We start from the raw sequence: 26,255 nt of genomic DNA, 5'->3' as shown, positions 1-26,255 counted from the left end.
GTCAGAACCAGTGCAGACAGTGCGGGGAGCGATCGGCCCGGAAGAGCGCGTCGGCGAGAGCGGCCGCGCCCGGGCGGTGGGCCCGGACGTGTCCGGCGCGCACGAGCGTGCTCGGGGCGGTGCCGCCGAGGTAGACCGAGCCCAAGTCGCTGATGTCCATGGACAGATCGGGCTCCCGGCCCGTGAGGACGCAGTCGGCCTTGCCGTCCCGGACGGTGAGCAGGTACCGGCCGTGCTCGTCGAGGAACGGGTCGTCGACGGCGAGGACCAGCTCCCCGTCCGTCGACCAGCCGCGCCCGGTCAGCGCACGCGGGACGTCCAGCAGCCGTACCCAGAGCCAGTCGGTGTCGCCGCTCACCTCTCCGGCGCGGAAGTCCGTGAGCTGCCAGCGCAGCGGATGGCCGGGCGGGAAGTGCTTGAACACCACCTGATCGACCAGGTCGTGGCCGAGCACGAACCGGGCCAGAGCCGTGAAGACGGCGTCATCGGTGGCGATCGTCTCGTCCACGGTCAGGGTTTTGGATTCGCCGAGCGCATAGCTGGCGTAGCCGTCCGGGACCCCGTCGGCGTCTCGGTGGACGGCGACATAGCGCGGCTTCGGCGAGATCGGGGGCTGCCCCGCGCGCAGGGCCCACCAACGGTGCGGCCGGGACAGCGCGCCGGGCTGTGCGCGGCGGTAGCGGTCGTAGACCTCTTCCAGGATGTCGCCGCACTTGGCGTGGGGCAGCAACTCGACCGAGCCGGAAGCCGAGTCGGACGCCGGGCCGCCGGCCGTGTCGCGCGCCCGGGGCGGAGTGAGGGCGGCCCGATGGCGCGGCACCGTCAGGCGCTGGGTGTAGGTCGCCGGTCCGTAGCCGAACCTGCGGTAGATCAGGGCCTCGGAGGCCAGCAGCACGGAGAGGGCCTCCCCGCGGGACCGCAGCTCGGTGAGCTGGTGGCGCATCATCGCGCTGAGCACACCCTGACGCCGGTGCGAGGGCAGGACGCCGACGGCGGTCACCCCGCCGACCGGGACGACGATCTCCCCGGGCAGCGTGAGCTCGAAGGAGTGCGCGCCGGCGGTCCCGACGGGCCGGCCGCCCGCCGTCGTGGCGAGCAGGCAGCGGTCCATTTCGAGCGCCGACCACCAGAGACCACCCCCGTCGGTCGGGGTCTCCGGGAAGAGCCCGAAGGCGGCATGGAGCGTGTCGACGAACACGTCGAGGTCCTCGTCGGTCGTGGGACGGATCTCCACCACTGTCGCTGCCTCCCCGGGGATACCGGCACCACGTCCCGTGATGCCCCGCCACAGTGCAGCGCCGCTCCGCGACCGGGTCAAGCGAATTACGCGTCGGCCAGCGCCTTCAAGTGGGCCGCTCTCGACTCCGCCGTCTGGCCCTGAACCAGCAGGAACAGGGCCTCGCGCGCGAGGCGTTGGGCCCTGCTCGTCAAGGACAGGGATCTGCCGCCGCCGGCCACCACGGCCGCCGTCGTGGCCGTCATCAGCACCTCGTACGCCTGTGTCCTGAGGGCCAGCCGCTCGGCCAAGTGCTCGTGCGGTACCGGGTGTTCGGCCAGGGCGTAGGCCTGTTCGCGTACCTCGTCGAGGCGGGTGCGGAGCGGGTCGGCGGTGTCGTCGTCCAGCAGGGCGAGCGCCGCGGCCGCGACTCCGAACACCGCCGGTGACGCGTTCGTCGGCTTCGGGCGGTCCGCCTTCGCCCACTCCGCGTACGGCGCGCGCAGGGCCACCGCCTCCTCGGGGAGCCACAGGCCGTCCAGCTCCAGCGATACGGTCCGGGAAGCGGTAAGTGCCGCCAACCGCATAGGGGTTGAGGGGCGCAAGCCGGGTTGCTCCCGCGCCTCCGTGAACGCGAACAACGCCTCGTCCGCGTCCGTCACCCCCGCGAGCAGCATCACGTCGTTCAGGGCCCAGCCCGTGTACCAGGGCACCGTCCCGTCGAACCGCCAGCCGCCCCGCTCCCGCGACACCCGCACCGGGATCCGGGGATACGCCCGCAGATGCGCGTACGCCACCCCGGACATCAGCTCACCTCGCGAGAGGGGGCCCAACAGGCTTTCCCGCACCGGCAGTTCGCTCTTCGCCAGCGTCAGGACGGGCGTGTGGTGCTGCGTCTGCACGAACCACGTGGAGCAGCACGCCCCGGCCAGGATCTCCGCCGTCTCCCGCGCCACCGCGCCGGGTGCCGCCGACCCGCCGTAGGCCACTGGGGCGCTGACGCCCAGCAGGCCGGACTCCTTGATCGCCTCGATGTGGCTTGCCGGGACGCCCTCCTGGTCGACCTGTTCGGCGTGCGGGGCGAGGAGGTCGCCAGCCAGTCGTCGGGCGCGGGTGACGAGAACGTGGGAGGTCATGCGGGTGATTCTCCCGATGGGCAGGGCCGGTCACGCGCGACGCTCCAGCCCGTGTCGCGGGACGCGGGCCGGAGCGGTGGGGACGCGCTGGTCAGTCCGCCGAGCGTACGGCGGGCATCGCGAGGTCGACCGGGCCTGTGGCGCCGGGGCCGCTCTTGCAGGAGTCGTGGCAGTCCTTCTCCAGGCTGCAGCAGAGGGAGCAGATCGCGCCCGAGTGGAAGGGGCAGTTCGCCACGTCCGGGCGCTCGAAGTCCGTCTTGCAGACCGTGCAGGTCAGCTCCACGGCCGAGGGCAGCCCGTCGGGGCCGAGCAGCGGCTCCTCCAGGTCGTCGAGGCGGGCGATGTAGTACTTGCCCTTGGTGAGGTATGCGAACAGGGGCGAGAGCACCATCGCCAGGAACAGGGCGATGAAGGGGGAGTACGCCTTGCCGTAGTCGCCGAACGCCTCGAAGTACGCGGCGATGGAGACGGCCGAGGCGATGAGCATCGAGCCGAAGCCGACCGGGTTGAAGTTGTAGAGGTGGGCGCGCTTGAACTCGATGTAGGACGGGCTGAGTTTGAGCGGCTTGTTGATGACGAGGTCGGCGACCACCGCGCCGATCCAGGCGATCGCCACGTTGGAGTAGAAGCCGAGCACAGTGTTGAGGAAGCCGAAGACGCCGCCCTCCATCAGGGCCAGGGCGATGCCGACGTTGAGGAAGATGTAGACCACGCGGCCCGGGTGACGGTGTGTCAGGCGGGAGAAGAAGTTCGACCAGGACAGCGAACCGGAGTACGCGTTCGTCGAGTTGATCTTTATCTGGGACAGGATCACGAAGAACGTGGCCAGGCCCAGGGCGACCGGAGCGGCGAAGGTCTTGAAGCCGGACACGTACTGCTGGATGGGCTCGTTGGCCTTGGCCAGGCCCACGCTGCCGGCGATGTAGAAGGCGAGGAACGCGCCGCCCATCTGCTTGGCCGCACCGAGGATCACCCAGCCGGGACCGGCGGAGAGCACCGCGCCCCACCACTTCTTCGCGTTCTGCGGGGTCTTGTCGGGCATGAAGCGCAGATAGTCGACCTGCTCACCGATCTGCGCGATCAGCGACAGGGCCACACCGGCGCCCGCGCCGACCCCGAGCATGCTGATGCTGGACCCGGTGGGGGAGTTGCCCGCGAAGTGCGTGAACTGCGAGAACTTGCCCGGGTCCTGGATCGCGATGGACACGAACGGCGCGACCATCAGCACCAGCCACACCGGCTGCGTCCACACCTGCATCTTGGAGAGCGCCGTCATGCCGTAGATCACCAGCGGCAGGATGATCAGCGAGCAGATCAAGTAGCCGACGGCGAGCGGGATGTGGAGGCCCAGGTCGAGCGCCTGGGCCATGATCGAGCCTTCGAGGGCGAAGAAGATGAAGGTGAAGCTGGCGTAGATGACCGACGTGAGGGTCGAGCCGAGGTAGCCGAAGCCGGCTCCCCGGGTCAACAGGTCCATGTCGATCGAGTACTTGGCCGAGTAGTACGAGATCGGGATGCCGGTGAGGAAGATCGTCACCGCCGCCGCCAGGATCGCCACCATGGCGCTGGAGAAGCCGTTCGAGATCGCGATCGAGCCGCCGATGGCGAAGTCGGCGAGGTACGCGATGCCGCCGAGCGCGGTGGTGGCCACCACGTACGGCGTCCAGCGCCGGAAGGACTTCGGCGCGTAGCGCAGCGAGTAGTCCTCCAGCGTGTCGTTCTGCGCCCAGTCGTTGTAGGTCCGTCCGGCAGCCGTTGCCGGCGCCTCTTTGTCGACGATCTCCGTCACGACACTTCCCTCTTCCACGGGTGTGGGTCACCTCCCGGACGGCCCGGGGGAGTTGGACGGAAGAGTCACGCCGAATTGTTTCCCGGCCGTTTCGGACGCTTTAAATGGGAGACCTTTCAAAATTCTTTTGGCGACGCGCGTAGATTTAATTGATACTTCCTGTGGAAACTATTCCTGCGGGAAGGTAGCCTTGATCCTTGCAGGTGGGGGGAGTCAGAGTTGGGCGACGATGTCGAAGTCGAAGGCGTCCGCCCGCGCCAGATACAGCCGTTGGCGGAGGTGATTGCCGTGCAGGCGCAGTACGCCTCTCGGGCCCTCGTAGGAAACCGTGCCGCCGAGCGCGCACATGGCGCCCACGTCGAGCGACCGGGCCCGCTCGGCCAGTGCCGCCAGCAGTCGTACGCCTTCGAAGCACGACTCGCCGAGGCTCCCCACGACGGGTGCCTCCACGCCGAAGCGCGCCGCGTAACGCCCGCTGAAATCAAGGCTTTCGGCGGTGGCGAGGGTCTCGAAGTAGCCGGCCGCCGCCCACAGCCCCTCGGTGGCCTCCGCGCCGGTGGCCAGCAGGATGTTCTCGTCCATGTGCGTGCTCAGCCGCAGACAGCGCTGGTGCAACCCGTGGGCGGCGAACGCCCTGTTGAAGCGCGCCGCGTCGTCGCCGACCAGCAGCATCAGTACGGCGTCCGCCTCGCACCGCTCGACGCGGCGCAGCACCGGACCGAACTCGTACGTGCCCAGCGGGACGAAGATCTCGTCGCGCACCCGGCCGCCGCACTCCCGGGCGTAGCGGCGCGCGGCCCGGGCTGTCACCCTCGGCCACACGTAGTCGTTGCCCACCGTGCACCAGCGCCGCGCACCCGTCTCCTCCGCCAACAGGCGCATAGCGGGCAGGAGTTGGGCCGCGTCGGTCTCACCGGTCAGGAACACGCCGGGGGTGCGCTCCCCACCCTCGTACTGCGCGGTGTAGACGTACGGCACCCGGCCCGCGATGCGCGGCACCAGCGCCTTGCGGACCGCCGAGGTGTGCCAGCCGATCACCGCGTCGACCGCGCGCATCGACACCAACACCTCGACCTCGGCGGCCACTTGCTCCGCCGGGGCGCCGCCGTCCACCACGATGAGCCGGACCTCGCGGCCCAACACCCCGCCGGTGGCGTTGAGTTCCTCCACGGCGAGCTGCGCGGCCAGTTCGCAGGACGGGCCGAAGACACCCGCAGGACCTCGCAGCGGGACGACCAGCGCCACCACCAGGGTCCTGACCGGGCCGCTGATCCGCCCGGGCGGCAGGGAACGCACCAGACCACCTCCGTGAGGGCATGAGGGCACGGAAACCGGGCCCGGCCCCGGCGCCCTCGCAGAGGCTCGTAATCTGAACCGCACAGTAGACCTACCGGAAGGACAGCGGCAATGTCGTCCGTACCGTCGCCGGGCCTCGCCCACCTGCTGAGTCATGCCGAGCGGCGACTGGGCCTGCGCATGGCCGCCGTACTGGCCGAGGAGGACTGCTCGGTCGAGCAGTGGCGCGTCCTGTCGATCATCGCGGACGGCAAGGGACATCCGATGACCGAGATCGCCGACCAGGCCCTGATGCCCGCGCCGAGCCTGACCAAGCTGGTGGACCGGATGGTCGCCGACAACCTCGTCTACCGCCGCCCCGACAGTGCCGACCGCCGCCGCGTCCTGCTCCACCTCACCGCCCGGGGCCGCACCCTCCACCAGCGCGCCGCGCACCGCCTCCTCACCGACCAGACCCGGCTGCTCGACGCGATCGGCGACCAGGGCGACCTCGTACGACTGCTGGCGAGACTCGCCGCGGCCCTGGACCAGGAGCCCGCGGAAACGCCCACCGAGGCACCCGCGGAGAAAATCCTGCCGGTTTCCTGAGGCGTGCTGTCGATCCGGGAGCACGGCGTTCGTGTAGGAGGTGAGAGATCCCCCAAGGGACTCCGAGAACCCCCTGCGCCATGGAGGACAGCATGCAGCACTACCTGCTCAGTGTGATCACGCCGACCGACGGACAGATGCCCTCGCCCGAGGAGATGGCGGAGATCCGCCGCAAGCTGGATGTTTTCCACGACGAACTCCAGGCCGCCGGCGCCTGGGTCTTCGCCGGCGGACTGCACGGGCCGGAGACGGCGACCGTGCTGCGCCCCAAGGACGGCGACGTGCTGATCACCGACGGCCCGTACGCCGAGGGCAAGGAGTATCTGGGCGGGCTCTGCCTGATCAAGGCGGCCGACCTGGACGCCGCCCTGGAGTGGGGCAAGCGGGCGACCTGGGCCACCACCCTGCCCGTGGAGGTGCGCCCCTTCATGAACACGTCCGAGGACTGATGTCGTTCGACACCGACATCGAGGCCGTCTTCCGTACCGAGTACGGGCGCGCGGTCTCCGTCCTGGTCCGCTTCCTCGGCGACATCGACCTCGCCGAGGAAGCGGTCCAGGACGCCTTCACCACGGCCGTACAGAAATGGCCGGAGACCGGTGTGCCGCCGAGTCCGGCCGGATGGATCATCACGACCGCCCGCAACCGCGCGATCGACCGGCTGCGCCGCGAGTCCTCCAGGGAGGCCCGGCACACGGAGGCCGCCCTGCTGTACGCGTCCGACGAGCCCGCCGAGGAGGGACCCGTGCGCGACGACCGGCTCCGTCTGATCTTCACCTGCTGCCACCCGGCGCTCGCCACCCAGGCACAGGTCGCGCTCACCCTGCGGCTGCTCGGTGGGCTCACCACCGCCCGGATCGCCCGCGCCTTCCTGGTGCCGGAGCCGACGATGGCCCAGCGCCTGGTCCGCGCCAAGGCCAAGATCCGCGACGCGAAAATTCCGTACCGGGTGCCCCGCGACGCCGACCTCCCCGACCGGCTCAAGGGCGTGCTGGCCGTCGTCTACCTGATCTTCAACGAGGGCTACACCGACTCGCCCGAACTGTGCGCCGAAGCTTTGCGCCTCGGCTGCCTCCTCTCCGAGCTGATGCCGGACGAACCCGAGGTCACCGGCCTGCTCGCGCTGATGCTGCTCATCGAGTCGCGCCGGACCGCCCGCGAGGGCGCGAACGGCGAGCTGGTACCGCTGCCCGAACAGGACCGCGACCGGTGGGACCGCGAGCTGATCGCCGACGGCCAGTCACTCGTCCGGCGGTGCCTGCGCCTGAACAACCCCGGGCCCTACCAGATCCAGGCCGCCATCAACGCCGTGCACAGCGACGCGTCGACCGCGGACGCGACGGACTGGGGACAGATCCTCCAGCTCTACGACCAGCTCATGGCGCTCGCGCCGAGCCCGGTCGTCGCCCTGAACCGGGCCGTCGCCGTCGCCGAGGTGGACGGCCCGCGCAAGGCCCTCGACCTCGTGGACGCGCTGGACCTCGACGACTACCACGTGCTGCACGCGGTGCGCGCCGATCTGCTGCGCCGCCTGGACCGGCACACGGAGGCGGTGGCGGCGTACGAGGCGGCCCTCGCCCGCACGGAGAGCGCGGCTGAGCGCGGGTACCTGGAACGCCGCTGCCGGGAACTCGTACGGATGTGACAGCCCTCACGTGGCGGGTGACCATGGTCCCACCGGAATTTTCCCCGGTGTATGAATGGTTGCTATATACACCTGACCGTAGAGAACTCCCACGCACCAGCAGCGAGGCACCGTGAACCAGCCCAGTCCCGAGCAGCCCGCCGACATCGTGGCCCGACTGCGCGCCACTTTCCGCACCGGCCGCACCAAGCCCGTCGAGTGGCGCACCGCCCAGCTCCACCGCCTGCGCGACCTGCTCACGGAGCACGGCGACGACCTCGCCGCAGCCCTCCGCGCCGACCTCGGCAAGAGCGCCGCCGAGTCCCAGCGCACCGAGATCGGCTTCACGATCCGCGAGATCGACCACACCCTCGACCACCTCGAAGAGTGGCTGCGCCCCGAGTCGGCCCCCGTACCGGCCCACCTCGGCACGGACGCCACGGCCTGGACGCAGTACGACCCGCTCGGCGTCGTCCTCGTGATCGCCCCCTGGAACTACCCGGTCCAGTTGCTGCTGACCCCGGTCGTCGGCGCGCTGGCCTCGGGCAACGCGGTCGTCGTCAAGCCCAGCGAGCTGGCCCCGGCCACCTCCGCCGCCATCGCCCGGCTGCTGCCCGCCTACCTCGACACCGACGCGGTCGCCGTCGTCGAGGGCGGCATCCCGGAGACCACTGCCCTGCTCGCCGAGCACTTCGACCACATCTTCTACACCGGCAACGGCGTCGTCGGCCGCATCGTCCTGCGCGCCGCCGCCGAGCACTTGACGCCGGTCGCCCTCGAACTCGGGGGCAAGTCACCGGCGTTCGTCGACCGCGACGCCGATCTCGCTGTCGTGGCCGACCGGTTGGCGCGCGGCAAGTTCCTCAACGCCGGCCAGACCTGCGTCGCCCCCGACTACGTCCTCACCGACCCGGAGACCGCCGCCGCGCTCGAACCCCTGCTGGTGACCGCGGTCGAGAAGGTCTACGGCGCCGACCCGCAGACCTCCGGCGAGTACGGCCGGATCGTCAACGAGCGCCACTTCGACCGGCTCGCCGGGCTGCTCGACTCCGGCCGGGTGGTGGTCGGCGGGCGCAGCGACCGTACGGACAAGTACATCGCGCCGACCGTGCTCGCCGACGTGGACCCGAAGGCGCCCGTCATGGCGGAGGAGATCTTCGGCCCGATCCTGCCGATCGTCACCGTCCCCGGGATCGACGCGGCGATCGACTTCATCAACGACCGCGACAAGCCCCTCGCCCTGTACGTCTTCACCGACTCCGACGACACGCGCGCCCGGATCGCCGCCGAGACCTCCTCCGGCGCGGTCGGCTACGGCCTCCCGCTCGCCCACCTCACCGTCTCCGACCTGCCGTTCGGCGGCGTGGGCGAGAGCGGCATGGGCAACTACCACGGCCGCTACTCCATTGAGACGTTCAGTCACCGCAAGGCGCTGCTGGAGAAGCCGCTGGCCTGACCCGCCATCTCATGTATCACCGGTCGCTTATATAAGCGACCGGTGATATTTTGGTGCTCATGCACGCTTTCGATGTGCTCGGAGACCCCGTGCGCCGCCGCATCCTGGAGCTGCTCGCCGAGGGCGAGCAGCCCGCCGGGACGGTCAGTGACGTCGTCCGGCGGGAGTTCGGGATATCGCAGCCCGCGGTCTCCCAGCATCTGAAGGTGCTGCGGGAGAACGGATTCGCGACGGTACGGCCGGACGGCACCCGCCGCCTGTACGCGGTCAACTCCGAGCCGCTGCGGGACATCGACGCCTGGCTCGACCGGTTCCGCCGCTACTGGACCCCGCATCTGGACGCCCTGGCAACCGAGTTGGCCCGGGGTAAGCGTGAGCGCCGGCTCCGCGAGGCCGGTGACGACACCCCGAGGAGCACCCCATGATCGACGTCACCCATCAAATCAACTCCGTGAGCCGCCGCGTCGGCCGCCGCGACTTCCGGGCGGGCGAGGCCCGCGTGATCACCATCGCCCAGTCCTACGACTCACCGGTCGCCGACGTCTGGGACGCCTGTACCGACCCCGAGCGCATCCCGCGCTGGTTCCTGCCGGTCACCGGCGAACTGCGGGTGGGCGGCAAGTACCAGTTGCAGGGCAACGCGGGCGGCACCGTCGAGCGCTGCGACCCGCCCAACAGCTTCTTCGCCACCTGGGAGTACGGCGGTGAAGTCAGCTGGATCGAGCTGCGGTTGACGCCCGAGGGCGACGGGACGCGCTTCGAGTTGGAGCACATCGCCCATGTCGACGACACCAAGTGGGCCGAGTTCGGGCCCGGCGCGGTGGGTGTCGGCTGGGACTCGATCCTCCTGGGGCTCGGCGGCAATCTGTCGGGCGCCAGTCCTGTGAAGCCCAAGGACGCCATGGCCTGGCTGGCGTCCGAGGAGGGCCGCCGCTTCGTCACCCTGAGCAGCGAGGCCTGGTACGCGGCCAACGTCGCGAGTGGCGAGGACGAGGCGGTGGCCCGCGCGTCCGCCGACCGGACCACGGCCGCCTATACGGGAACCGGGAGTTGAGAGTCGTAGCGCCCGAACCGCTGACCCGGGACCGATCACCGTTGTAGCGTGCGCGCTGGACGTCACGGGTGATCGGAGCCAGGGATGAGTGTCGGTGGCGAGACGGTGTTGGTGACCGGCGGCAGCGGATTCGTCGGCAGTCATCTGGTCCGGCAACTGCTGGAGCGCGGCTACCGGGTGCACACCACCGTGCGGTCCCTCGGCAACGAGGCGAAGGTCGCACCGCTGCGGGCGATGCAGGACCGATTCCCGGGCGCCCTTGAGCTGTTCGAGGCCGATCTGATGGCGGAGGGCTCCTTCGACGCGGCGATGGACGGCTGCCGGATCGTGTTCCATGTGGCCTCGCCGTTCCTCATGCCGGAGAAGATCAAGGACGGTCAGAGGGATGTCGTCGACCCCGCGCTCACCGGCACCCGGAACGTCCTCGCCGGCATCGAACGCACGCCCACCGCCGAGAAGTTGGTGTTCACCTCGACGGTCGGCGCGATCTTCGGCGACTACGCCGACGTACGGGAGATGAAGGACGAGATCCTCTCCGAGGACTACGTCAACACCACCAGCACGGTCGAGAACAACCCGTACCACTACGCCAAGACCGTCGCCGAACGCGCCGCCTGGGACGCGGCACACGCCCAGGACCGCTGGCGCATGGTCTCCGTCAACCCCGGCCTGATCCTGGGGCCTTCACTGACCCCGGCCTCGGACTCCGGCAGCCTGTTCCTCCTCGACGAACTCTTCAAGGGCTACTTCTTCTACGGGGCACCCGACTTCAGCTTCACCGTGGCCGACGTGCGGGACGTCGCGAGCGCGCACATCGCGGCGGCCGAACGCCCCGACGCGCACGGCCGTTACATCGTCGCCGCGAGCCGGATGGCGTCCTTCCTCGACATGTCACGCGCCCTGCGGCAGCACTTCCCGCGCAACTACCGGCTGCCCGGACACGGCCTCCCGCACTGGCCGGTGCGCATCCTGGGACCCGCGTTCGGGCTCACCCAGGACTACATCCGCAAACACCTCGGGATCAGGTTCGCGGTCGACAACCGGCGCGGAGTGGAGGAACTGGGCATCCACTACCGGCCGTTGGAGGAGACCCTCGTCGATCACTACGTGGCCTGGCGGGAGTTGAGGAAATCGCGCTGACCGGTGACCGTCCTGCGGCGTTCATTCCGCGGACCGTTCCTGCCTCTTGACTGGTCGAGACCAAAGACGCTTGGGTGTGGCCCGATCACCTTTCCGGTGTCATGAGCCTGACCACTCAACCCGAAGGGCACCCATGCGAACCCCCCACGCCCTGCTCGCCATCACCGCGGCGCTGGCCGCGACGCTCGTCTCTCCACCGGCCGGCGCCGCCGACGCGGTCCCGGCGCCCGGCACCTACTACGTCCAGAGCGCCACCACCGGCCTCAACGCGGCCGACAAGGGGGGAGCGGTGGAGCAGCACAACCCCAAGGGCGACGAGGACCACCAGCAGTGGAACCTCAAGGCGAGCGGATCCTCGTACGTCCTGGAGAGCACCGACACGGCAGGCAGCTGCCTCGGCCGCTCGGGTGCCCAGGCGAAGACCGTCGCCTGCACGAGCGCCGACGCCGCCTGGCAGATCACCGCGACCGGCGGTGACCAGTACACGCTCCAAGTCCCGGGCACGGCAAGCTACTTGACCGTCGCCGCCAAGCCCTCCGGCGCCAACTACCCGGCCCAGCTGGCCATCGGCTCCTCCGGCGGGCTCGCGTCCTGGTACCTGACCCCGATCAGCTCACCCACCAGGCCGATCCCCGCCCAGGATCAACGCACCCTGGACCAGGTCACGTTCCTCACCGCGCACAACGCCTACGCCAACGGGGTCGACGGCGGCTTCGCCCCGCCCTTCGTGAACTTCTTCCCCAACCAGGCCCGGGGCATCAACCAGCAACTCTCTGACGGTGTACGGGGGTTCATGCTGGACATCCACCAGACCTCCGACGGCGCGATCCTCTGCCACGACAGCTGCACCCTGGTCAGCAGCCCGGTCGCCCTGAATGTCGACCTCCAGCGCATCGTGGACTTCCTCAAGGCGCACACCGACCAGTTCGTCACCGTCTTCCTGGAGGACTACGTCGACCCGACCGTCCTGCGCGGCGAACTCGCCCGTGTCAACGGCCTGTACGACGTGCTGTACCGCCCCGACCAGACCGGTGTGCAGCAGAACGGCTGGCCGAAGATGGCCGACCTGATCGCCGCCAACCACCGCCTGCTGATCTTCACCGACCACAGCCGCGCCTCCGACCAGTCCGCCGGACTGACCCGGGACAGCTTCGGCGTGATGTACCAGCGCGAGTGGACCGTCGAGAACTACTGGTCCATGGGCTCCGGCGCAGGCTCCTCCGACTGGTCCTGCTACAGCCGCTGGTACGGCAGCGACCTCAACGTGCCGCTCACGCAGACGTATTCGGGGTTCCGGCCGCTGTTCGTCATGAACCACTTCCGTGATGCCACCATCGCCGGGACGGCCCAGACCGACAACACCAAGGTCCTGGACCGGGCCCGGCGGTTCTGCCAGCCGGCCGCCCGCAAGAAGCCCAACTTCCTCGCCGTGGACCGCTACGACCTCGGCAACCCCGCGTCGGCCGTCGACAGCCTGAACACCTACACGTATCCGTAAAGTGCGGGCGGCTGCGGCGCGCGTGTGTGCGAAACTCCGCTGATGACCTCAGCGAAGATCACCGCCGCAGCCGCGGGCACCTGGAAACTCGGCGACCTGACCGTCAACCGCCTCGGCTTCGGCGCGATGCGGCTGACGGGCAGCGCCGCCTTCAACCTCGGTACGCCGAGCGACCGTGACCGCTCGATCGCCGTGCTGCGCAAGGCGGTTGAGCTGGGTGTGAACCACATCGACACGGCCGCCTTCTACTTCTCGTCGCTGCGGTCGGCCAACGAACTCATCAACACCGCGCTCGCGCCCTACTCGGACGACCTCGTGATCGCCACGAAGGTCGGGCCCTTCCGCAACTACTCGGGGGAATGGAGCAGTTCGGCACGCCCCGACGACCTGCGCGGGCATGTCGAGGAGAATCTGCGCCAGCTCGGGCGCGACCAGCTGGACGTGGTCTATCTGCGCCGGATGGGCCAGGACTCGATCGCCGAACACTTCGGCGCGCTCGCCGAACTCCAGGAGGAGGGCCTGGTCCGGCACCTCGCGCTCTCCGACGTCGAGCCCGGGCACCTCGCCGAGGCGCAGGAGATCGCCCGGGTGGTGAGCGTCCAGAACCGGTTCGCGCTCGACTCCTACCAGGCCGAGACCGACGACATGCTGCGGATCTGCGGCGAACAGGGCATCGCGTTCGTGCCGTTCTTCGCCATCGCGGGCGCGGGCGGGGCGAGAAGCGCGACCACCGCCCACGACGACGAGGTCCTGGCCGTCGCGGAGGCCCACGGCACCAGCCCCGCCCAGATCCGCCTGGCCTGGACCCTGGCCCAGGGCCCGCACGTCCTCGCCATCCCCGGCACGGGCAACCCCGACCACCTCGCCGAGAACGTGGCGGCCGGCGCGATCCACCTGACCGACGACGAACTGGCCGGACTCAACGAGCTGCACAGCAAGGCCGGTTGAGCCACGGCTGGGCTGCTCGCACCAGCATGACTCCGTCCAGCATCAGATGGTGTTGGGGCAGCTCGCGCACCTCGGGCCGGGGCGGTAGGACCTCGGACCGAGGCGCCGTGGCCTCACTGCCGTGCGGCGTGTGCGAAGTCGCCGTGGGGTCAGCCCAGTTGGGCGTGCAGGAAAGGCACCGTGCTCGCCCAGGCGCGGGTCGCGGAGTCGGCGTCGTAGACCGGGCGGCCGTCGTTGAAGAAGGCGTGGTTCGCCGGGTAGAGGCGCAGGTCCGCGGTGATGCCGGACTGCCGCTCGACGGTCTCGCGCAGGGCGTCGAGGCTCTTCGTGGGGATGCTCTCGTCCAACTCGCCGTAGTGGCCCAGGATTTGCGCCTTCAGCCCGGAGAAGTCGGGGAACTCGCCCTGGATCACGCCGTAGAACGGCACCGCAGCGCTGACCCGCGGGTCGGCCGCGGCCAGGTAGAGAACGAAGCCGCCGCCCATGCAGAAGCCGACCGCGCCGACCGTGTCCGAGGTGACCTCGGGCAGCGACAGCAGGTGGTCGACCGCGCCGGAGAGCAGTTCGACACCGCGGGCGACGGGGAGCGCCAGCATCATCCGCAGGGCCTCGTCGCTGTCGTGCGCCACGTTCCCGCCGTACAGGTCTGGGGCGAACGCGACGAAGCCCTCCTGCGCGAGCCGGTCGGCCACATTGGCGATGTGGTCGGTCAGACCCCACCACTCCTGGATGACGATCACACCCGGCCCGCTCCCGGACGGCGGCAGCGCGAGATAGCCGTGAGCGGTGCCCCCGGCGCTGGGAAAGGTGACGTTCTGGTGGGCCGGGGCTCCGGTCGACTTCGGCAGCTCGGAGGACATGACGCCCAACTCCTGTACGGCGGTGCTCGATGGGGGAGTGCCGGGGCGGCCTCGACCTCCTTCCGCAGGGGGCACGCGGGAACGGGCACTCGGGTGCCGTGACGATACGGCACCCTGATGACTACAATTCTGTAGACGGTCTGCTGGACTGTATGACGAGGACGGGGTGAGGATCGTTCCCATGGCCGACGCGAAGGACGAACGCCGACCGGCGGGTGAGCTGGAGGCCACCGTCATGGCCGCCCTCTGGGCCGCCGGCGCCCCGCAGACCCCCGGAGAGGTGCAGCTGAGCCTCGGCACGGGCCTGGCCCGCACCACGGTGACGACGATCCTGACCCGGCTGCACGACAAGGGCGTCGTCGACCGCAGGCGCCAGGGCCGCGGCTACGCCTACTTCCCGGTCCAGGACGCGCAGGGCCTCACCGCCCGCCGTATGCACACCGAACTCGACCGCGACGGCGACCGGGAGACCGTCCTCGCCCGCTTCGTCGCCCAGCTCAGCCCCGACGACGAACGCGTCCTGCGCGACCTCCTCGAATCCGGTGAGCAGGCGTGAGGCGCGGTGGCGCGTGGGATCCTGGGTGCGATGAAATCCGGTGACCGATGATCGCCCCGCTGCTCCTCCCGCTCGTGCTGCCGTTCGCGCTACGGCCCATGGCCCGGCGCGCCCTGGAGCGGCTCACGCCGGTCACCGCCCTGTGGCTGCTCACCGGCTCTGCGGTGATCGCGGCCGGCTGTACCCTCACCGCCCTCGGCGCGTTCGTCCTTACCGGCCTGCTCCGACTCCCGCTGTTCGCGGCACTCGGCGAACTGATCCACCCACTGCGCACCTCCTACGGCGGTCTCGTCCCGCCGGCGGCCGTGCTGTCCGCCGGGGCCCTGACCGTGTGCGCCTGGACGGTGACCCGGTGGGCGCTGCGCGAGTCGCGTGCCTTCCGCGTCGCCCGCGCGCAGGCCGCGACTGCGCCCGTCGCGGGTGACCTGTGCGTGCTCGACTCCCCGCACCCGGACGCCTACGCCCTGCCCGGGCGACCGCACCGCATCGTCGTCACCACCGGGATGCTGCGCAGCCTCGACGCCGCCGAGCGCGAGGCACTGTTCGCGCACGAGCGGGCGCACAACGCGGGCGGCCACCACTACTTCCTCGTGGCCGCCGAACTCGCCGCGCGCTGCCATCCCGCGCTCGGTCCGGTCCGCGACGCGATCCGGCTGGCCGCCGAACGCGCGGCCGACGAGGCCGCCGCCATCGCAGTGGGCGACCGGCGCCTGATCGCCCGGGCCATCGCCCGCGCGGCCCTCGCCGGACAGTCGGCCCGCTCCCGGCGCCCGGACTTCGTCCCCGGCGCCACGACAGGCCCGGTCCCACAGCGCGTCAAGGCGCTCCTCGCGGCCCCGCGCGGCACCCACCGCACCGCAGCCTGCGGACTCGCCGCCCTGCTGATCGCCTGCGCGACGCTCTCCTTCGCCGCCGCGGCCACCGAGATGATCGACGTCCACCACCGGGTGGAGGTGGCGCAGGGCGAGGAGGCCGGGTGAGGGGAGGGGCCCGGGGTTCCGGTGCTTGACTGGCGCGAGTCACGTTTTACGTATAACCTCGCCTGTCGATATCCCGCTGAACGGAACCGCACGGAGACCCCCGATGAGCCGTATCGCCCTGGTCACCCTCGTCGTCGACGACTACGACGAGGCGATCCGCTTCTACACCGAAGCCCTGGGCTTCCGCCTCGTCGAGGACACGCCCCGCCCCGACGACTCCCGCTGGGTCGTCGTGACGCCGCCCGGCACGGACAGTTCCGGCACCGGTCTGCTGCTCGCCCGCGCCAAGGGCGAGGACCAGCGCGGCCGGATCGGTGACCAGACCGGCGGGCGCGTCGGCTTCTTCCTGCACACCGAGGACTTCGCCCGCGACCACGCCCGGATGCTCGCCGCGGGCGTGACCTTCCTGGAGGAGCCGCGCCACGAGGAGTACGGTTCCGTCGCCGTCTTCCAGGACCTGTACGGCAACCGCTGGGACCTGCTCCAGCCCGCCGCCTGAAACCCGTACCGCCCGACCCCGCTCACCGAACGACCGAGGAACGACCGCACATGTCATCTACGCGCATAGACGCCGACACGCTCCGCCGGCTCCCCAAGGCCGTGCTGCACGACCACCTCGACGGCGGACTGCGCCCCGCCACCGTGGTGGAACTCGCGGAGACGGTCGGGCACACCCTGCCCACCACCGACCCGGACGAGCTGGCCGCCTGGTACTTCGACGCCGCCAACTCCGGTGACCTGGTGCGCTACATCGCCACCTTCGAGCACACCCTCGCCGTCATGCAGAACCGCGAGGGCCTCCTGCGCGTCGCCGAGGAGTACGTCCTGGACCTCGCCGCCGACGGCGTCGTCTACGGCGAGGTGCGCTACGCCCCGGAGCTGAACACCAACGGCGGACTCACGCTCGCCGAGGTCGTCGAGACCGTCCAGGAAGGCCTCGCGGCCGGTATGGCGAAGGCCGCCGCAGCCGGAACCCCGGTCCAGGTGCGGACCCTGCTGTGCGGGATGCGGATGTTCGACCGGGTCGGCGAGGCGGCCGACCTCGCGGTGGCCTTCCGGGACGCCGGTGTCGTCGGCTTCGACATCGCCGGCGCCGAGGACGGCTTCCCGCCCGCCGACCACCTCGCGGCCTTCGAGCGCCTGCGCGGCGAGAGCGTCCCGTTCACCATCCACGCCGGCGAGGCGCACGGCCTGCCCAGCATCCACCAGGCGCTCCAGGTGTGCGGCGCCCAGCGCATCGGGCACGGCGTCCGCATCACCGAGGACATCGTCGACGGCAAGCTCGGCCGCCTCGCCGGCTGGGTCCGCGACCGCCGGATCGCCCTGGAGATGTGCCCGACCTCCAACCTCCAGACGGGCGCGGCCACTTCGATCGCCGAACACCCCATCACCGCCCTGAAGGACCTGGGCTTCCGCGTCACCCTCAACACCGACAACCGACTGGTGTCCGGTACGACGATGACCCGCGAGATGTCCCTCCTGGTCGAGGAGGCGGGCTGGACGGCCGAGGACCTGCGCACGGTCACCGTGAACGCCCTCAAGAGCGCGTTCATCCCGTACGACGAGCGCAAGGCCCTCATCGAGGACGTCGTCCTGCCGGGCTACGCCTCCGCGCTCTGAAGCAGCCCCCGCACGTACTGCGCCTGTCCGACGTGCTCCAGATCGTCGGACAGGACGCTGACCAGTCGCACGCCCAGGCTGACCGGCGGGTCCCAGCGCTCGTCCACGATCCGCTCGTAGTCCTCCGGGGTCAGCCCGCGCAGATACTCCAGGGTCTGCTCGTGGACGGCGTCGTAGTACCCGGTCAGCTGCCCGGCCGACTCGACGCGCACCTTGCCGACCTGCGAGGAGGTGTGGCCGTATCCGGTGTCCCGGGCCGGCAGATCGAGGCCGAAGCGCTTCTCCCAGCCCTGGGTCAGCCACACCTGGTCGAGGCCCGAGGCGTCGGCGACATGGTCGTCCTGGACGCGGGTGAGATGCCAGACCAGCCAGGCGATGGAGTTGGCGTCGGCGGCCACGCGCGTGTGCAGCTGGTCCGGTGTCAGGCCGTCGACGGCGGCGTGGACTTCTTCCTGGATACGGCCGTACGCGTCAATGAGGATGTCGTTGGCATGCATACGACCACCATCGCGCATCGCCGTCGTTCATGCGGCCGGAGTCCCGGTTTCCAGCAGGGTCATCAGGGCGCGGGCCGCCGGGCTGGTCGCCTGCGGGGGCGGGAGCAGGGCCACCGTCTCGTACACCTCCTCGCCGGTTCCCTTGAGGGGGAGGGCGGTGAGGGGCTCGCGCTTGTGGCGGAAGTGCTGGGGGACCACGGCGATCCCGAGGTTCTCGTCGATCAGGTCGAGGAGGCTGTGCACGTCGTTGACCTCCAGCGCGACGGTCCGCCGTACGCCCGCGGCGGTGAAGACGGCGTCGGTCGTGCGGCGCGAGGCCCAGTCGGGGTGGAAGTCGACGAAGACCTCGCCGCCGAGGTCGTCCGGCGTCACAGCCGCGCCGGTCTCCGCGAGCCGGTGGCTGGGATGGCACAGCACGGTCATCGGCTCGCTGGTGAGCGACACCGAGCGCAGCTGGTCGGTGTCCGCCTGGGTGCGGTAGGCGAAGGCCAGGTCGAGGCGCCCGGCCGCGACCTCCTCGGCCAGCGCCCCGGAGCCCGCCTGCCGGAGCCGGATCTCCACGTCGGGATGCCGACGCCGGAACGCGGCGAGCAGCCCCGCCACATGCACCCCGGCGATGCACTGCTCGGTGCCCAGGGAGAGGGTGCCGCGCAGCACACCCTGCACCGCGGCCACCGCCTCGTGCGCCGACCGTACCTGCGCGAGGATCCGTTCCGCCTCGCCCAGCAGGGCCCGGCCGGCCTCCGTGAGCGTGACCCGGCGGGTGGTGCGCACGAACAGCGGGGTCTGCAACTCCCGCTCCAGGGCCCGGATCGACGCCGACAGACCGGACTGGGACACCATCAGCCGCTCGGCCGCGCGGGTGAAGTGGTGGTCCTCGGCGACGGCGATGAAATGCTGAAGATGACGCAGCTCCATGATTGAGAAGCGTAACCGCTGAATTCCATCGGATTCTTCTGTTGGACCACTGCCCGCAGGTCGGACAGAGTGGACGACGGTTCCCTGGAACCGGTATCCCGTGTGCCAACCCCTCTGGAGTCGCGTTGTACACCGCACACCCCGACCGCTACGCGGACCTGCCCTACCGGCGCACCGGACGCAGCGGTCTGAAACTCCCCGCGATCTCGCTCGGCCTGTGGCACAACTTCGGGCCCGACCGCCCGGTCGACACCCAGCGAGCGATCCTGCGCCGCGCCTTCGACCTCGGCGTCACCCACTTCGACCTGGCGAACAACTACGGCCCGCCGCCCGGCGCCGCCGAGTCCGCCCTCGGCGAGGCGCTGAAGGCGGACTTCGGGTCGTACCGCGACGAGCTGGTGATCTCCACCAAGGCCGGCTATCTGATGTGGCCCGGCCCCTACGGCGAGTGGGGTTCGCGCAAGTACCTGCTGTCCTCGCTCGACCAGAGCCTCACGCGCATGGGCCTGGACTACGTCGACGTCTTCTACTCGCACCGCCCCGACCCGGAGACTCCCCTTGAGGAGACGATGGGCGCCCTGCACTCGGCGGTCCAACAGGGCAAGGCGCTCTACGTCGGCATCTCCAACTACTCGGCGGAGCAGACCCGCGAGGCCGCGCGCATCCTGGGCGACCTGGGCACCCCGCTCCTGATCCACCAGCCGCGCTACTCGATGCTCGACCGCCGCCCCGAGGACGAGGGCCTGCTCGACGCCCTCGACGAGCTCCAGGTCGGCTCCATCGTCTTCTCCCCGCTGGAGCAGGGGCTGCTCAGCTCCCGCTACCTCGACGGCATCCCGGAGGGTTCCCGGGCGGCGAGCGACAGCCCGTTCCTGAACTCGGACGCGGTCACCGAGGACCTGGTCGGGCAGTTGCGTGCCCTCGACGACATCGCCAAGGGGCGCGGTCAGACCCTCGCGCAGCTGGCCCTGGCGTGGGTGCTGCGCGGCGGGCGGGTGACCTCGGCCCTGGTCGGTGCGAGCAGTCCGCAGCAGATCGAGGACAGCGTCGCGGCCACCCGCAACCTGGACTTCGACGCCGAGGAACTGGCCCGCATCGACGCGATCGTCAGGCCGTAACCGCTAGGCGACCAGCCGCTCGCTGACCTCCCAGAGACGGGCCGCCGCCTCCGGGTCCACCGCACGGAGGAGCACCCCCGGGATCGTGTCCCCGGTGGCCCAGGCGGTCTCGTTCTCGGGGGTCACCAGCGGGGTGATGTCGACGTTCTCGCAGTAGACCCCGCCGAGACCGTCGAGGCGCGGACTGGTCGCGGCCCAGACGGTGGTGGCCGCGCCCTGCTGCACGGTCTTCATCTGCCGCTCCGGGTCACGGATCGGCTCGCCCGCGCTGTCGAGCGCGCCCGCGGCTTGAAGCATCGCCGGGTCGATGTGCTTGACAAGGCCGGTGTCGATGATCAAGCCCGGGTGCACGGCGAAGGCGCGGATGCCGTGCTCCTTGCCGCGCCGGTCCACCTCGACGGCGAAGAGGGCGTTGGCGGTCTTGGACTGGCCGTAGGCGAGGAACGGCTCGTAGGTGCGGTGCTCGAAGTGCAGGTCGTCGAAGTCGACGCCGGCGAAGCGGATGCCCCGCGAGGACAGGACGACGACTCGCGCGCCCTTCGCCGCGACCAGCGCCGGCCACAGCCGGGTGGTGAGCTGGAAGTGCCCCAGGTGGTTGATGGCGAACTGCGCCTCGTAGCCGCGCGCGTCCCGGGCCAGTGGGGTCGCCATGATCCCGGCGTTGTTGACCAGGAGGTGCAGCGGGCGCCCGGAGGCGAGGAACTTCTCCGCGAAGGTGTCGATGGACGCCGGGTCCAGCAGGTCCAGATACTCGACCTCGGCCCCGGGCACGGCCAGCAGCGCCGTCCGGGCCCGCTCCACGTCCCTCGCCGGTACGACGATCTCGGCGCCGGCGGCGCGCAGCACCCGGGCCGTCTCCAGGCCGATGCCGGAGTAGCCGCCCGTGACGATCGCGACCTTGCCGGTGAGGTCGATGCCCTTGATCACCTCCTCGGCGGTGGACGCGGCGCCGAAGCCGGAGTTCAGGGGCTGCTGTGCGGTGGTGGTCATCTCTGCGCTCTCCTCGTCAGCTTGAGTTGGTGAGATCACCGTAGGTCGACCGATCCGTACGATGAATGCTTGAGAATCCGCATTACTTGCGTGATAGTTCGAGCATGACCGTGGATCCCCTGTCCGACGCCCTCGCTGTCGCCGATGCCCGCAGTGTCTTCTCCGGCGGGTTCACGGCGGGCGGCGACTGGGCCATCCAGCTGCGCGGACGCGACCGGCTGAAGGTGAACGCCGTGCTGCAGGGCAGCTGCCTGTTGGTCCGGGACGACGGCGGCGAACCTCTGCGACTCGCCGAGGGGGACGTCGTGATCTCCGACGGCGGACAGCCGTACACGCTGTGCAGCCGGCCCGGTGTCGAGCCGACCGACTCCGACGACGTCGTGATGGACCCGGAGACGCGGATGGGGCGCCTCGGGCAGGGCGAGGCGGTGGACGTCGCCTGCGTGTCCGGACACATCGACCTGAGCCGGGACCGCGGCGACCTGCTGCGCCGGGCGCTGCCGGAGCTGGTCCACGTCCGGGCCGACTCGCCCGAGGCCGGTGTACTGCGGTGGCTCATCGGGCAGTTGGCGGCCGAGATGCGGACGCGCAGGGCCGGAGTCGAGTTCGTGTCGGCGCAGCTCGCCCAGCTGATGTTCGTCCAGGTGCTGCGGGTCTGCCTGGCCGAGTCGGACGGGCTGCCGCCGGGCTGGCTGCGCGCCCTCGCCGACGAGCGGCTCGCTCCAGCCCTGCGTCTGATGCACGGCGACCCGGCCCACCCCTGGCAGCTGGAGGAGCTGGCCCGGGCGGCGGCGATGTCCCGCACCACGTTCGCCGTACGGTTCAAGGAAGCGGCCGGAGTGCCGCCCCTGACGTATCTGCTGAACTGGCGCATGAACCTCGCCGCCCGCGCCCTCCGCCAGGACGCCGCCCCGGTCGGCGCCCTCGCCCGGTCCGTCGGCTACACCTCCGAGAGCGCCTTCAGCAACGCCTTCAAACGCGCGGTCGGGGTGGCACCGAGGCGGTACCGCGAAGAGGCCCTGGCGAGGAGCTGAGCCGCTCTTCGAGCCGTACGGTCACGCGGTCTCCCTCGCCTTTTCCGACGGCCTTGCGGAGATCGGCCTTCACGGGCAGTTTGTGGGTGCCGTCCCCGAGAGCCATGAAGGAGCTGCGGAAAGGGTGACCGTCGATCGTGCCGCGTACCTTCACCAGGCCTCGGGTGCCGAAGAACGCGACGGACTCGGGCCAGACGAGGTAGGTCCAGCCGGCGTCGTTGGGGCTTTTGATCAATACGGCGGTGAATTCCTCGTCCAACGGGATGCCGGTGCTCATGATGTCCTCCGCTCGGGGTGGCCTGTCGTACGAAAGACCGCCCCGGGCGGGGAAACTCATCGTGGACACCGGCCTTCAGGCCCCGGCGGGCACCCGGTCGAGGAAACCGAGCACGGAGTTGATACGGCCGTCCGCGTCCAGCGTGATCACGTCGAAGCCGGCGACGGGCGCCGAACCGTCGGCCTCGCTCACCAACTCCCACGCGAACCGCGCGGTGTCGTGGTGCCCGTCGACGGTCCCGAGGGGACGGAAGGCGAACCCCGGGAACTGCGTGTGCGCCCCGGCGATCAGTCCGGCGATCTCCGTGTGGCCGGTGACTGTCGCCAATGGGTCGGTATAAGTACCCTCGACGGACCAGGCGGCGGCCACCGCCTTCGCCAGTGCCTCCGGCTCGCCCGCGTTCCAGGCCTCGAAGTAGCGGGCGACGGCATTCTCGTATCGATCGGTGTTCTCGGACATGGTGAATCAGCCTCCGTCGAGGTCGTTCGTACTGGTCAGGGACCGGATCTGGGTGCCTGCCGACCCGGTGGTTCCACCATGCCGGGGGCCGCGCGGAGGGTCGATTACCCCTCGGGTAATGGCCGCCGGAGATCGCCACAAAAGGGATCCCGAAGCTTTTCGGCCACAAGGGGCTGTGAATATGCCAAGAGACTGGCTAAAAAGTCGTGGTGACAGTGTTTCAGGAGTGAACATACTCGTCTGCTAGAGCACAACTTCACGATGCGAATCCGCCATCGTGCGCACCACCTGAGCCACCCGAGCCGCCAGCCAGAGCCGCATCGAAAGCGAGGCCCGACCGGCATTCGAGACACGCGACGGGGGAGTGAACGTGCACGACGAATTCCTGTGCCATGTCACCGCGTACGGTACCTGCGACGGACAGCGCGTCGGCGTGCCTCTGGGCACCTACCGCGCCCCCACACTGGCGCTCGCCCTGTGGTGGTTACGGGACCGCGCGGTGTGGATGGCCGACCGGCTCGACCCGCAGCCGGAGAACCCGCGCTTCCCCCGGGGGGCACTGGTACCGGTCGCCGACACGGCGCCCGACGTGCCGAAGGCGTTACGCACCTGGGCCCGAGACGTCGGCCATCAGGAGCAGGTCGCCTACGAGTTGGCGGCCGGCCGGCTGGTGCAGATCGCCATCAGTGACGAGACCACCGAGTACGAGCTGCTCGCCGAATCGGTGGACGCCCTCCGTATGCAGCGGACCGTTCCCGCGCTCGTCGTCCCTGTCGCCTGACACGTGTCGCCCGTCGCACAGCCCTGACCGCTGGCCGGGCGCATGGGTGAACCAATCGGTAGAATTCGGGGCATGCCAGAGCGGCCGATGGCGCCGACCGCGCCCGAACTCCTCCTGGAGACGGAGTCGGGCTCCACGGTCATGACCCCCAGCCGCGACTACCACGTGGGGCGCGACCCGCTGAGCGACATCGTCATCGACGACGCCCGGGTCTCCTGGCACCACGCGGTACTGCGGCCCGACGCCGACCACTGGACGCTGGAGGACGAACACAGCACGAACGGCACCTACGCCGACGGCCGCCGCGTCCAGCAGTGGGGCGTCGGCCCCGGCAGCGTGATCCGCTTCGGCAGCGCGGCCGACGGCCCGTGCGTCACCCTGGCCGACCGCCCGGCCCCGGCCCCGGAACGCCCCTCGGCCGTGTCGATGCCCGCCTTCACCGGCACCTTCCGGCAGCCGACCACCGTACGGCCGCTGCCCGCCCGCACGGTCCGCATCGGCCGGGCCGCCGACAACGACCTCGTCGTGGACGATCTGATCGTCTCCCGCCGTCACGCCGAACTCCGGGCCATGCCGGACGGGACGTACGAGATCGTCGACCTCGGCAGCCACAACGGCACCTACCTCAACGGCCAGCCCGTCACCCGTGCCCCCATGGGCCCGGGCGACATCGTCGGCATCGGACACTCCGCGTTCTGTCTCGTCGGCGACCAGCTGCAGGAGTACGTCGACACCGGCGAGGTCTCCCTCGACGTCCAGGACCTCACGGTCGCCGTCGACCACGGCCGCAAGGTCCTGCTCGACCAGGTGTCGTTCCCGGTCGGCGAGAAATGCCTGCTCGCCGTCGTCGGACCCAGCGGCGCCGGCAAGTCCACCCTCCTCAACGCGCTCACCGGCCAGCGCCCCGCCGATCGCGGCACCGTCCTGTACGACGGCCGCGACCTCTACCGCGACTACGCCGAACTGCGCCAGCGCATCGGCCTCGTCCCGCAGGACGACATCCTGCACGCCCAGCTGACCGTGCACAGCGCCCTGTCCTACGCGGCCGAACTGCGCTTCCCCCAGGACACGGCGAAGGCCGAACGGCAGGCCCGGGTCGAGGAGGTAGTCCGCGAACTGGGCCTCCAGCAGCGGGCCGAGCAGCCCGTGCACAGCCTCTCCGGCGGCCAGCGCAAGCGCGTCAGCGTGGCCCTGGAGCTGCTGACCAAGCCGTCGCTGCTCTTCCTCGACGAACCGACCTCCGGCCTCGACCCCGGCATGGACCGCTCGGTGATGCACATGCTGCGGGGCCTGGCCGACGACGGCCGCACCGTCATCGTCGTCACCCACAGCGTCCTCAGCCTCGACGTCTGCGACCGTCTCCTGGTGCTCGCGCCCGGCGGCAGGGTCGCCTACTACGGGCCGCCCGGAGACGCCCTCGCGTTCTTCGGCTTCGAGCACTGGCCGGAGGCCTTCGAGTCCTTCGAGCGCGATCAAGACCGGGACTGGGCAGGGGAGTTCAGGGAATCCCCCTTCCAGCGCCAGTACATCCGCAACTCCACCGCGCAGCCCCATCTGCTCGGCTCCGGCCCGGTCGCCGTGGCCCCGCCGCCCCGGCCCCGCAGCCGCAGCGCCCAACTCGGCACGCTGGTACGGCGTTACGCCGCCGCCCTCGCCGCCGACCGGACCTTCCTCGCCATCATGATCGCGCTGCCGTTCGTCATGGGCGCGATGGCCCGCGCGCTCGCCGGGAGCACCCTGACGCGGGAGACGGCGATGAACGCGCTGCTCATCCTCTGTGTCGGCGGTGTGCTGACCGGCGCGGCCAACGCCGTGCGCGAACTCGTCAAGGAACGCGCGATCTACCGGCGCGAGAGAGCCGTCGGCCTGTCCAGATCGGCGTACCTGCTCTCCAAGGTCGTCGTGCTGGGCGCGATCACCGTGGCACAGGCCGTGGTGCTCACCCTGGTCGGCCTGTTCGGCGTCGACCTCAACGCACCCCGCGGAAAAGGGGTGTTGATGCCACCCCTGATCGAAATCACTGTGGCCGTCGCCCTGTTGGCGTTCACGGCGATGATGCTCGGCCTGCTGGTCTCCGCGCTGGTGCGCAAGGAGGAGGTGACGATGCCGTTGCTCGTGCTGCTCGCCATCGTCCAAGTGGTGTTCTGCGGGGCCCTGTTGAAACTGCACGGCGTACCCGGCCTGGAACAGCTCTCCTGGCTCGTGCCCTCGCGGTGGGCGCTCGGCGGCATGGCCGGCACCATCGGGCTGGCCCGCATCGTGCCGGGCGAGCTGACCGGCGATCCGCTGTTCCGGCACTCGGCCGGGGCCTGGCTGCTCAACATGGGCATGCTCGTCGTGCTGTCGCTGCTCTTCGGCTTCCTGGTGTCCCGGCTGCTGCGCCGGCACGAACCCGCCGTGATGCGGAAATAGGACGCCAC

General features: G+C 70.4%; 26 protein-coding genes and 1 pseudogene. 17 read left to right on the top strand and 10 right to left on the bottom strand.

Annotated features, from left to right (window positions below; genetic code table 11):
• Position 1: 1 nt before the first annotated feature.
• The 4 genes from ACIBJH_RS24810 to ACIBJH_RS24795 form a co-directional block, all read right to left on the bottom strand.
• On the bottom strand, positions 2-1,234 hold the full coding sequence (locus ACIBJH_RS24810) for a GNAT family N-acetyltransferase (RefSeq protein ID WP_399119303.1): 1,233 nt from the start codon (positions 1,232-1,234) through the stop codon (positions 2-4).
• An 89-nt stretch (positions 1,235-1,323) separates the two neighbouring features.
• Entirely contained in the window at positions 1,324-2,352 is a 1,029-nt protein-coding gene (locus ACIBJH_RS24805) for an acyl-CoA dehydrogenase family protein (RefSeq protein WP_399119029.1), read from the bottom strand.
• A gap of 91 nt (positions 2,353-2,443) precedes the next feature.
• The gene (locus tag ACIBJH_RS24800) at positions 2,444-4,141 is read right to left on the bottom strand and encodes a purine-cytosine permease family protein (RefSeq protein WP_399119028.1); all 1,698 of its coding nucleotides are present in this window, start codon (positions 4,139-4,141) and stop codon (positions 2,444-2,446) included.
• A 213-nt stretch (positions 4,142-4,354) separates the two neighbouring features.
• The gene (locus ACIBJH_RS24795; RefSeq protein WP_399119027.1) at positions 4,355-5,437 is read right to left on the bottom strand and encodes a substrate-binding domain-containing protein; all 1,083 of its coding nucleotides are present in this window, start codon (positions 5,435-5,437) and stop codon (positions 4,355-4,357) included.
• Between the two features lie 111 nt (positions 5,438-5,548).
• Between ACIBJH_RS24795 and ACIBJH_RS24790 the strand changes: the two genes are divergently transcribed.
• From ACIBJH_RS24790 to ACIBJH_RS24750, 9 genes and pseudogenes are all read left to right on the top strand, one after another.
• Positions 5,549-6,025 carry a MarR family winged helix-turn-helix transcriptional regulator gene (locus tag ACIBJH_RS24790; protein WP_399119026.1) on the top strand — a complete coding sequence of 159 codons (477 nt, stop codon included), beginning with the start codon at positions 5,549-5,551 and terminating at the stop codon, positions 6,023-6,025.
• Positions 6,026-6,117: 92 nt separating this feature from the next.
• Entirely contained in the window at positions 6,118-6,474 is a 357-nt protein-coding gene (locus tag ACIBJH_RS24785) for a YciI family protein (protein WP_399119025.1), read from the top strand.
• Positions 6,474-7,670, top strand: a complete 1,197-nt coding sequence (locus ACIBJH_RS24780) for an RNA polymerase sigma factor (RefSeq protein WP_399119024.1) — start codon at positions 6,474-6,476, stop codon at positions 7,668-7,670. The genes ACIBJH_RS24785 and ACIBJH_RS24780 overlap by 1 nt, the downstream gene beginning before the upstream one ends.
• A 106-nt stretch (positions 7,671-7,776) precedes the next feature.
• Positions 7,777-9,105: pseudogene (locus ACIBJH_RS24775) on the top strand (aldehyde dehydrogenase family protein); the annotation flags it as partial.
• A gap of 59 nt (positions 9,106-9,164) precedes the next feature.
• Positions 9,165-9,530: a helix-turn-helix transcriptional regulator gene (locus ACIBJH_RS24770; protein ID WP_026178616.1), complete on the top strand. Its 366-nt coding sequence runs from the start codon at positions 9,165-9,167 to the stop codon at positions 9,528-9,530.
• Positions 9,527-10,159 (top strand): SRPBCC family protein, encoded by a 633-nt coding sequence (locus tag ACIBJH_RS24765; RefSeq protein ID WP_399119023.1) that lies wholly within the window; start codon positions 9,527-9,529, stop codon positions 10,157-10,159. Before ACIBJH_RS24770 ends, ACIBJH_RS24765 begins: the two co-directional genes overlap by 4 nt.
• Positions 10,160-10,243: 84 nt before the next feature.
• Complete coding sequence (locus ACIBJH_RS24760; RefSeq protein WP_399119022.1) at positions 10,244-11,299, top strand: NAD-dependent epimerase/dehydratase family protein; 1,056 nt, start codon at positions 10,244-10,246, stop codon at positions 11,297-11,299.
• Between the two features lie 133 nt (positions 11,300-11,432).
• The gene (locus tag ACIBJH_RS24755) at positions 11,433-12,797 is read left to right on the top strand and encodes an RICIN domain-containing protein (protein WP_399119021.1); all 1,365 of its coding nucleotides are present in this window, start codon (positions 11,433-11,435) and stop codon (positions 12,795-12,797) included.
• 42 nt (positions 12,798-12,839) lie between these two features.
• Entirely contained in the window at positions 12,840-13,745 is a 906-nt protein-coding gene (locus tag ACIBJH_RS24750; protein WP_399119020.1) for an aldo/keto reductase, read from the top strand.
• 149 nt (positions 13,746-13,894) lie between these two features.
• Here ACIBJH_RS24750 and ACIBJH_RS24745 read toward each other — a convergent pair whose 3' ends face one another.
• Positions 13,895-14,605, bottom strand: a complete 711-nt coding sequence (locus tag ACIBJH_RS24745) for a dienelactone hydrolase family protein (protein WP_399119018.1) — start codon at positions 14,603-14,605, stop codon at positions 13,895-13,897.
• A 181-nt stretch (positions 14,606-14,786) separates the two neighbouring features.
• Between ACIBJH_RS24745 and ACIBJH_RS24740 the strand changes: the two genes are divergently transcribed.
• From ACIBJH_RS24740 to ACIBJH_RS24725, 4 genes are all read left to right on the top strand, one after another.
• Positions 14,787-15,161 carry a BlaI/MecI/CopY family transcriptional regulator gene (locus tag ACIBJH_RS24740; protein WP_399119017.1) on the top strand — a complete coding sequence of 125 codons (375 nt, stop codon included), beginning with the start codon at positions 14,787-14,789 and terminating at the stop codon, positions 15,159-15,161.
• Positions 15,162-15,208: 47 nt separating this feature from the next.
• Positions 15,209-16,141 (top strand): M48 family metalloprotease, encoded by a 933-nt coding sequence (locus ACIBJH_RS24735; protein ID WP_399119016.1) that lies wholly within the window; start codon positions 15,209-15,211, stop codon positions 16,139-16,141.
• 103 nt (positions 16,142-16,244) lie between these two features.
• The gene (locus tag ACIBJH_RS24730; RefSeq protein WP_399119015.1) at positions 16,245-16,640 is read left to right on the top strand and encodes a VOC family protein; all 396 of its coding nucleotides are present in this window, start codon (positions 16,245-16,247) and stop codon (positions 16,638-16,640) included.
• Positions 16,641-16,690: 50 nt separating this feature from the next.
• The gene (locus ACIBJH_RS24725; RefSeq protein WP_399119014.1) at positions 16,691-17,761 is read left to right on the top strand and encodes an adenosine deaminase; all 1,071 of its coding nucleotides are present in this window, start codon (positions 16,691-16,693) and stop codon (positions 17,759-17,761) included.
• On the opposite strand, the gene ACIBJH_RS24720 is transcribed toward ACIBJH_RS24725, so the two are convergent.
• The gene (locus ACIBJH_RS24720) at positions 17,743-18,258 is read right to left on the bottom strand and encodes a DUF664 domain-containing protein (protein ID WP_399119013.1); all 516 of its coding nucleotides are present in this window, start codon (positions 18,256-18,258) and stop codon (positions 17,743-17,745) included. The two genes, ACIBJH_RS24725 and ACIBJH_RS24720, sit on opposite strands and share 19 nt — an antisense overlap.
• A gap of 27 nt (positions 18,259-18,285) precedes the next feature.
• Positions 18,286-19,176, bottom strand: coding sequence for a LysR substrate-binding domain-containing protein (locus ACIBJH_RS24715; protein ID WP_399119012.1), 891 nt, complete (start codon positions 19,174-19,176; stop codon positions 18,286-18,288).
• A gap of 125 nt (positions 19,177-19,301) precedes the next feature.
• Here ACIBJH_RS24715 and mgrA point away from each other — a divergent pair, with 125 nt between their 5' ends.
• Positions 19,302-20,294 carry an L-glyceraldehyde 3-phosphate reductase gene (mgrA, locus tag ACIBJH_RS24710; protein WP_399119011.1) on the top strand — a complete coding sequence of 331 codons (993 nt, stop codon included), beginning with the start codon at positions 19,302-19,304 and terminating at the stop codon, positions 20,292-20,294.
• A 3-nt stretch (positions 20,295-20,297) separates the two neighbouring features.
• Here the strand turns inward: mgrA and ACIBJH_RS24705 are convergent, their stop codons facing one another.
• Positions 20,298-21,284, bottom strand: coding sequence for an oxidoreductase (locus tag ACIBJH_RS24705; protein WP_399119010.1), 987 nt, complete (start codon positions 21,282-21,284; stop codon positions 20,298-20,300).
• Positions 21,285-21,388: 104 nt separating this feature from the next.
• Between ACIBJH_RS24705 and ACIBJH_RS24700 the strand changes: the two genes are divergently transcribed.
• Complete coding sequence (locus tag ACIBJH_RS24700) at positions 21,389-22,318, top strand: AraC family transcriptional regulator (RefSeq protein ID WP_399119009.1); 930 nt, start codon at positions 21,389-21,391, stop codon at positions 22,316-22,318.
• Here ACIBJH_RS24700 and ACIBJH_RS24695 read toward each other — a convergent pair.
• Together ACIBJH_RS24695 and ACIBJH_RS24690 are read right to left on the bottom strand one after the other, a co-directional pair.
• Positions 22,257-22,595, bottom strand: a complete 339-nt coding sequence (locus ACIBJH_RS24695; protein WP_399119008.1) for a DUF1905 domain-containing protein — start codon at positions 22,593-22,595, stop codon at positions 22,257-22,259. The two genes, ACIBJH_RS24700 and ACIBJH_RS24695, sit on opposite strands and share 62 nt — an antisense overlap.
• A 75-nt stretch (positions 22,596-22,670) precedes the next feature.
• Positions 22,671-23,054 carry a nuclear transport factor 2 family protein gene (locus ACIBJH_RS24690; RefSeq protein ID WP_399119007.1) on the bottom strand — a complete coding sequence of 128 codons (384 nt, stop codon included), beginning with the start codon at positions 23,052-23,054 and terminating at the stop codon, positions 22,671-22,673.
• Positions 23,055-23,424: 370 nt separating this feature from the next.
• Here ACIBJH_RS24690 and ACIBJH_RS24685 point away from each other — a divergent pair, with 370 nt between their 5' ends.
• Together ACIBJH_RS24685 and ACIBJH_RS24680 are read left to right on the top strand one after the other, a co-directional pair.
• A complete protein-coding gene (locus ACIBJH_RS24685; RefSeq protein WP_200709653.1) occupies positions 23,425-23,835 on the top strand; it encodes a hypothetical protein in 411 nt (136 codons plus the stop codon).
• Positions 23,836-23,907: 72 nt separating this feature from the next.
• The gene (locus ACIBJH_RS24680) at positions 23,908-26,247 is read left to right on the top strand and encodes an FHA domain-containing protein (RefSeq protein ID WP_399119006.1); all 2,340 of its coding nucleotides are present in this window, start codon (positions 23,908-23,910) and stop codon (positions 26,245-26,247) included.
• The last annotated feature ends 8 nt before the right edge of the window (positions 26,248-26,255 follow it).

Source organism: Streptomyces sp. NPDC050548, from assembly GCF_044457385.1.
Taxonomy (GTDB): domain Bacteria; phylum Actinomycetota; class Actinomycetes; order Streptomycetales; family Streptomycetaceae; genus Streptomyces.
This window is presented reverse-complemented; position numbering and strand designations above follow the sequence as displayed.

Excerpts from the sequence above, each read along its gene's own strand:
- ACIBJH_RS24755 (WP_399119021.1), top strand. The coding sequence starts at position 11,433 with ATGCGAACCCCCCACGCCCTGCTCGCCATCACCGCGGCGCTGGCCGCG.
- ACIBJH_RS24770 (WP_026178616.1), top strand. The coding sequence starts at position 9,165 with ATGCACGCTTTCGATGTGCTCGGAGACCCCGTGCGCCGCCGCATCCTG.
- ACIBJH_RS24745 (WP_399119018.1), bottom strand. The coding sequence starts at position 14,605 with ATGTCCTCCGAGCTGCCGAAGTCGACCGGAGCCCCGGCCCACCAGAAC.
- ACIBJH_RS24715 (WP_399119012.1), bottom strand. The coding sequence starts at position 19,176 with ATGGAGCTGCGTCATCTTCAGCATTTCATCGCCGTCGCCGAGGACCAC.
- ACIBJH_RS24700 (WP_399119009.1), top strand. The coding sequence starts at position 21,389 with ATGACCGTGGATCCCCTGTCCGACGCCCTCGCTGTCGCCGATGCCCGC.
- ACIBJH_RS24690 (WP_399119007.1), bottom strand. The coding sequence starts at position 23,054 with ATGTCCGAGAACACCGATCGATACGAGAATGCCGTCGCCCGCTACTTC.
- ACIBJH_RS24680 (WP_399119006.1), top strand. The coding sequence starts at position 23,908 with ATGCCAGAGCGGCCGATGGCGCCGACCGCGCCCGAACTCCTCCTGGAG.
- ACIBJH_RS24695 (WP_399119008.1), bottom strand. The coding sequence starts at position 22,595 with ATGAGCACCGGCATCCCGTTGGACGAGGAATTCACCGCCGTATTGATC.
- ACIBJH_RS24730 (WP_399119015.1), top strand. The coding sequence starts at position 16,245 with ATGAGCCGTATCGCCCTGGTCACCCTCGTCGTCGACGACTACGACGAG.
- ACIBJH_RS24720 (WP_399119013.1), bottom strand. The coding sequence starts at position 18,258 with ATGCATGCCAACGACATCCTCATTGACGCGTACGGCCGTATCCAGGAA.
- ACIBJH_RS24705 (WP_399119010.1), bottom strand. The coding sequence starts at position 21,284 with ATGACCACCACCGCACAGCAGCCCCTGAACTCCGGCTTCGGCGCCGCG.
- ACIBJH_RS24735 (WP_399119016.1), top strand. The coding sequence starts at position 15,209 with ATGATCGCCCCGCTGCTCCTCCCGCTCGTGCTGCCGTTCGCGCTACGG.
- ACIBJH_RS24750 (WP_399119020.1), top strand. The coding sequence starts at position 12,840 with ATGACCTCAGCGAAGATCACCGCCGCAGCCGCGGGCACCTGGAAACTC.
- ACIBJH_RS24785 (WP_399119025.1), top strand. The coding sequence starts at position 6,118 with ATGCAGCACTACCTGCTCAGTGTGATCACGCCGACCGACGGACAGATG.
- ACIBJH_RS24780 (WP_399119024.1), top strand. The coding sequence starts at position 6,474 with ATGTCGTTCGACACCGACATCGAGGCCGTCTTCCGTACCGAGTACGGG.
- ACIBJH_RS24805 (WP_399119029.1), bottom strand. The coding sequence starts at position 2,352 with ATGACCTCCCACGTTCTCGTCACCCGCGCCCGACGACTGGCTGGCGAC.
- ACIBJH_RS24725 (WP_399119014.1), top strand. The coding sequence starts at position 16,691 with ATGTCATCTACGCGCATAGACGCCGACACGCTCCGCCGGCTCCCCAAG.
- ACIBJH_RS24740 (WP_399119017.1), top strand. The coding sequence starts at position 14,787 with ATGGCCGACGCGAAGGACGAACGCCGACCGGCGGGTGAGCTGGAGGCC.
- ACIBJH_RS24760 (WP_399119022.1), top strand. The coding sequence starts at position 10,244 with ATGAGTGTCGGTGGCGAGACGGTGTTGGTGACCGGCGGCAGCGGATTC.
- ACIBJH_RS24790 (WP_399119026.1), top strand. The coding sequence starts at position 5,549 with ATGTCGTCCGTACCGTCGCCGGGCCTCGCCCACCTGCTGAGTCATGCC.
- ACIBJH_RS24765 (WP_399119023.1), top strand. The coding sequence starts at position 9,527 with ATGATCGACGTCACCCATCAAATCAACTCCGTGAGCCGCCGCGTCGGC.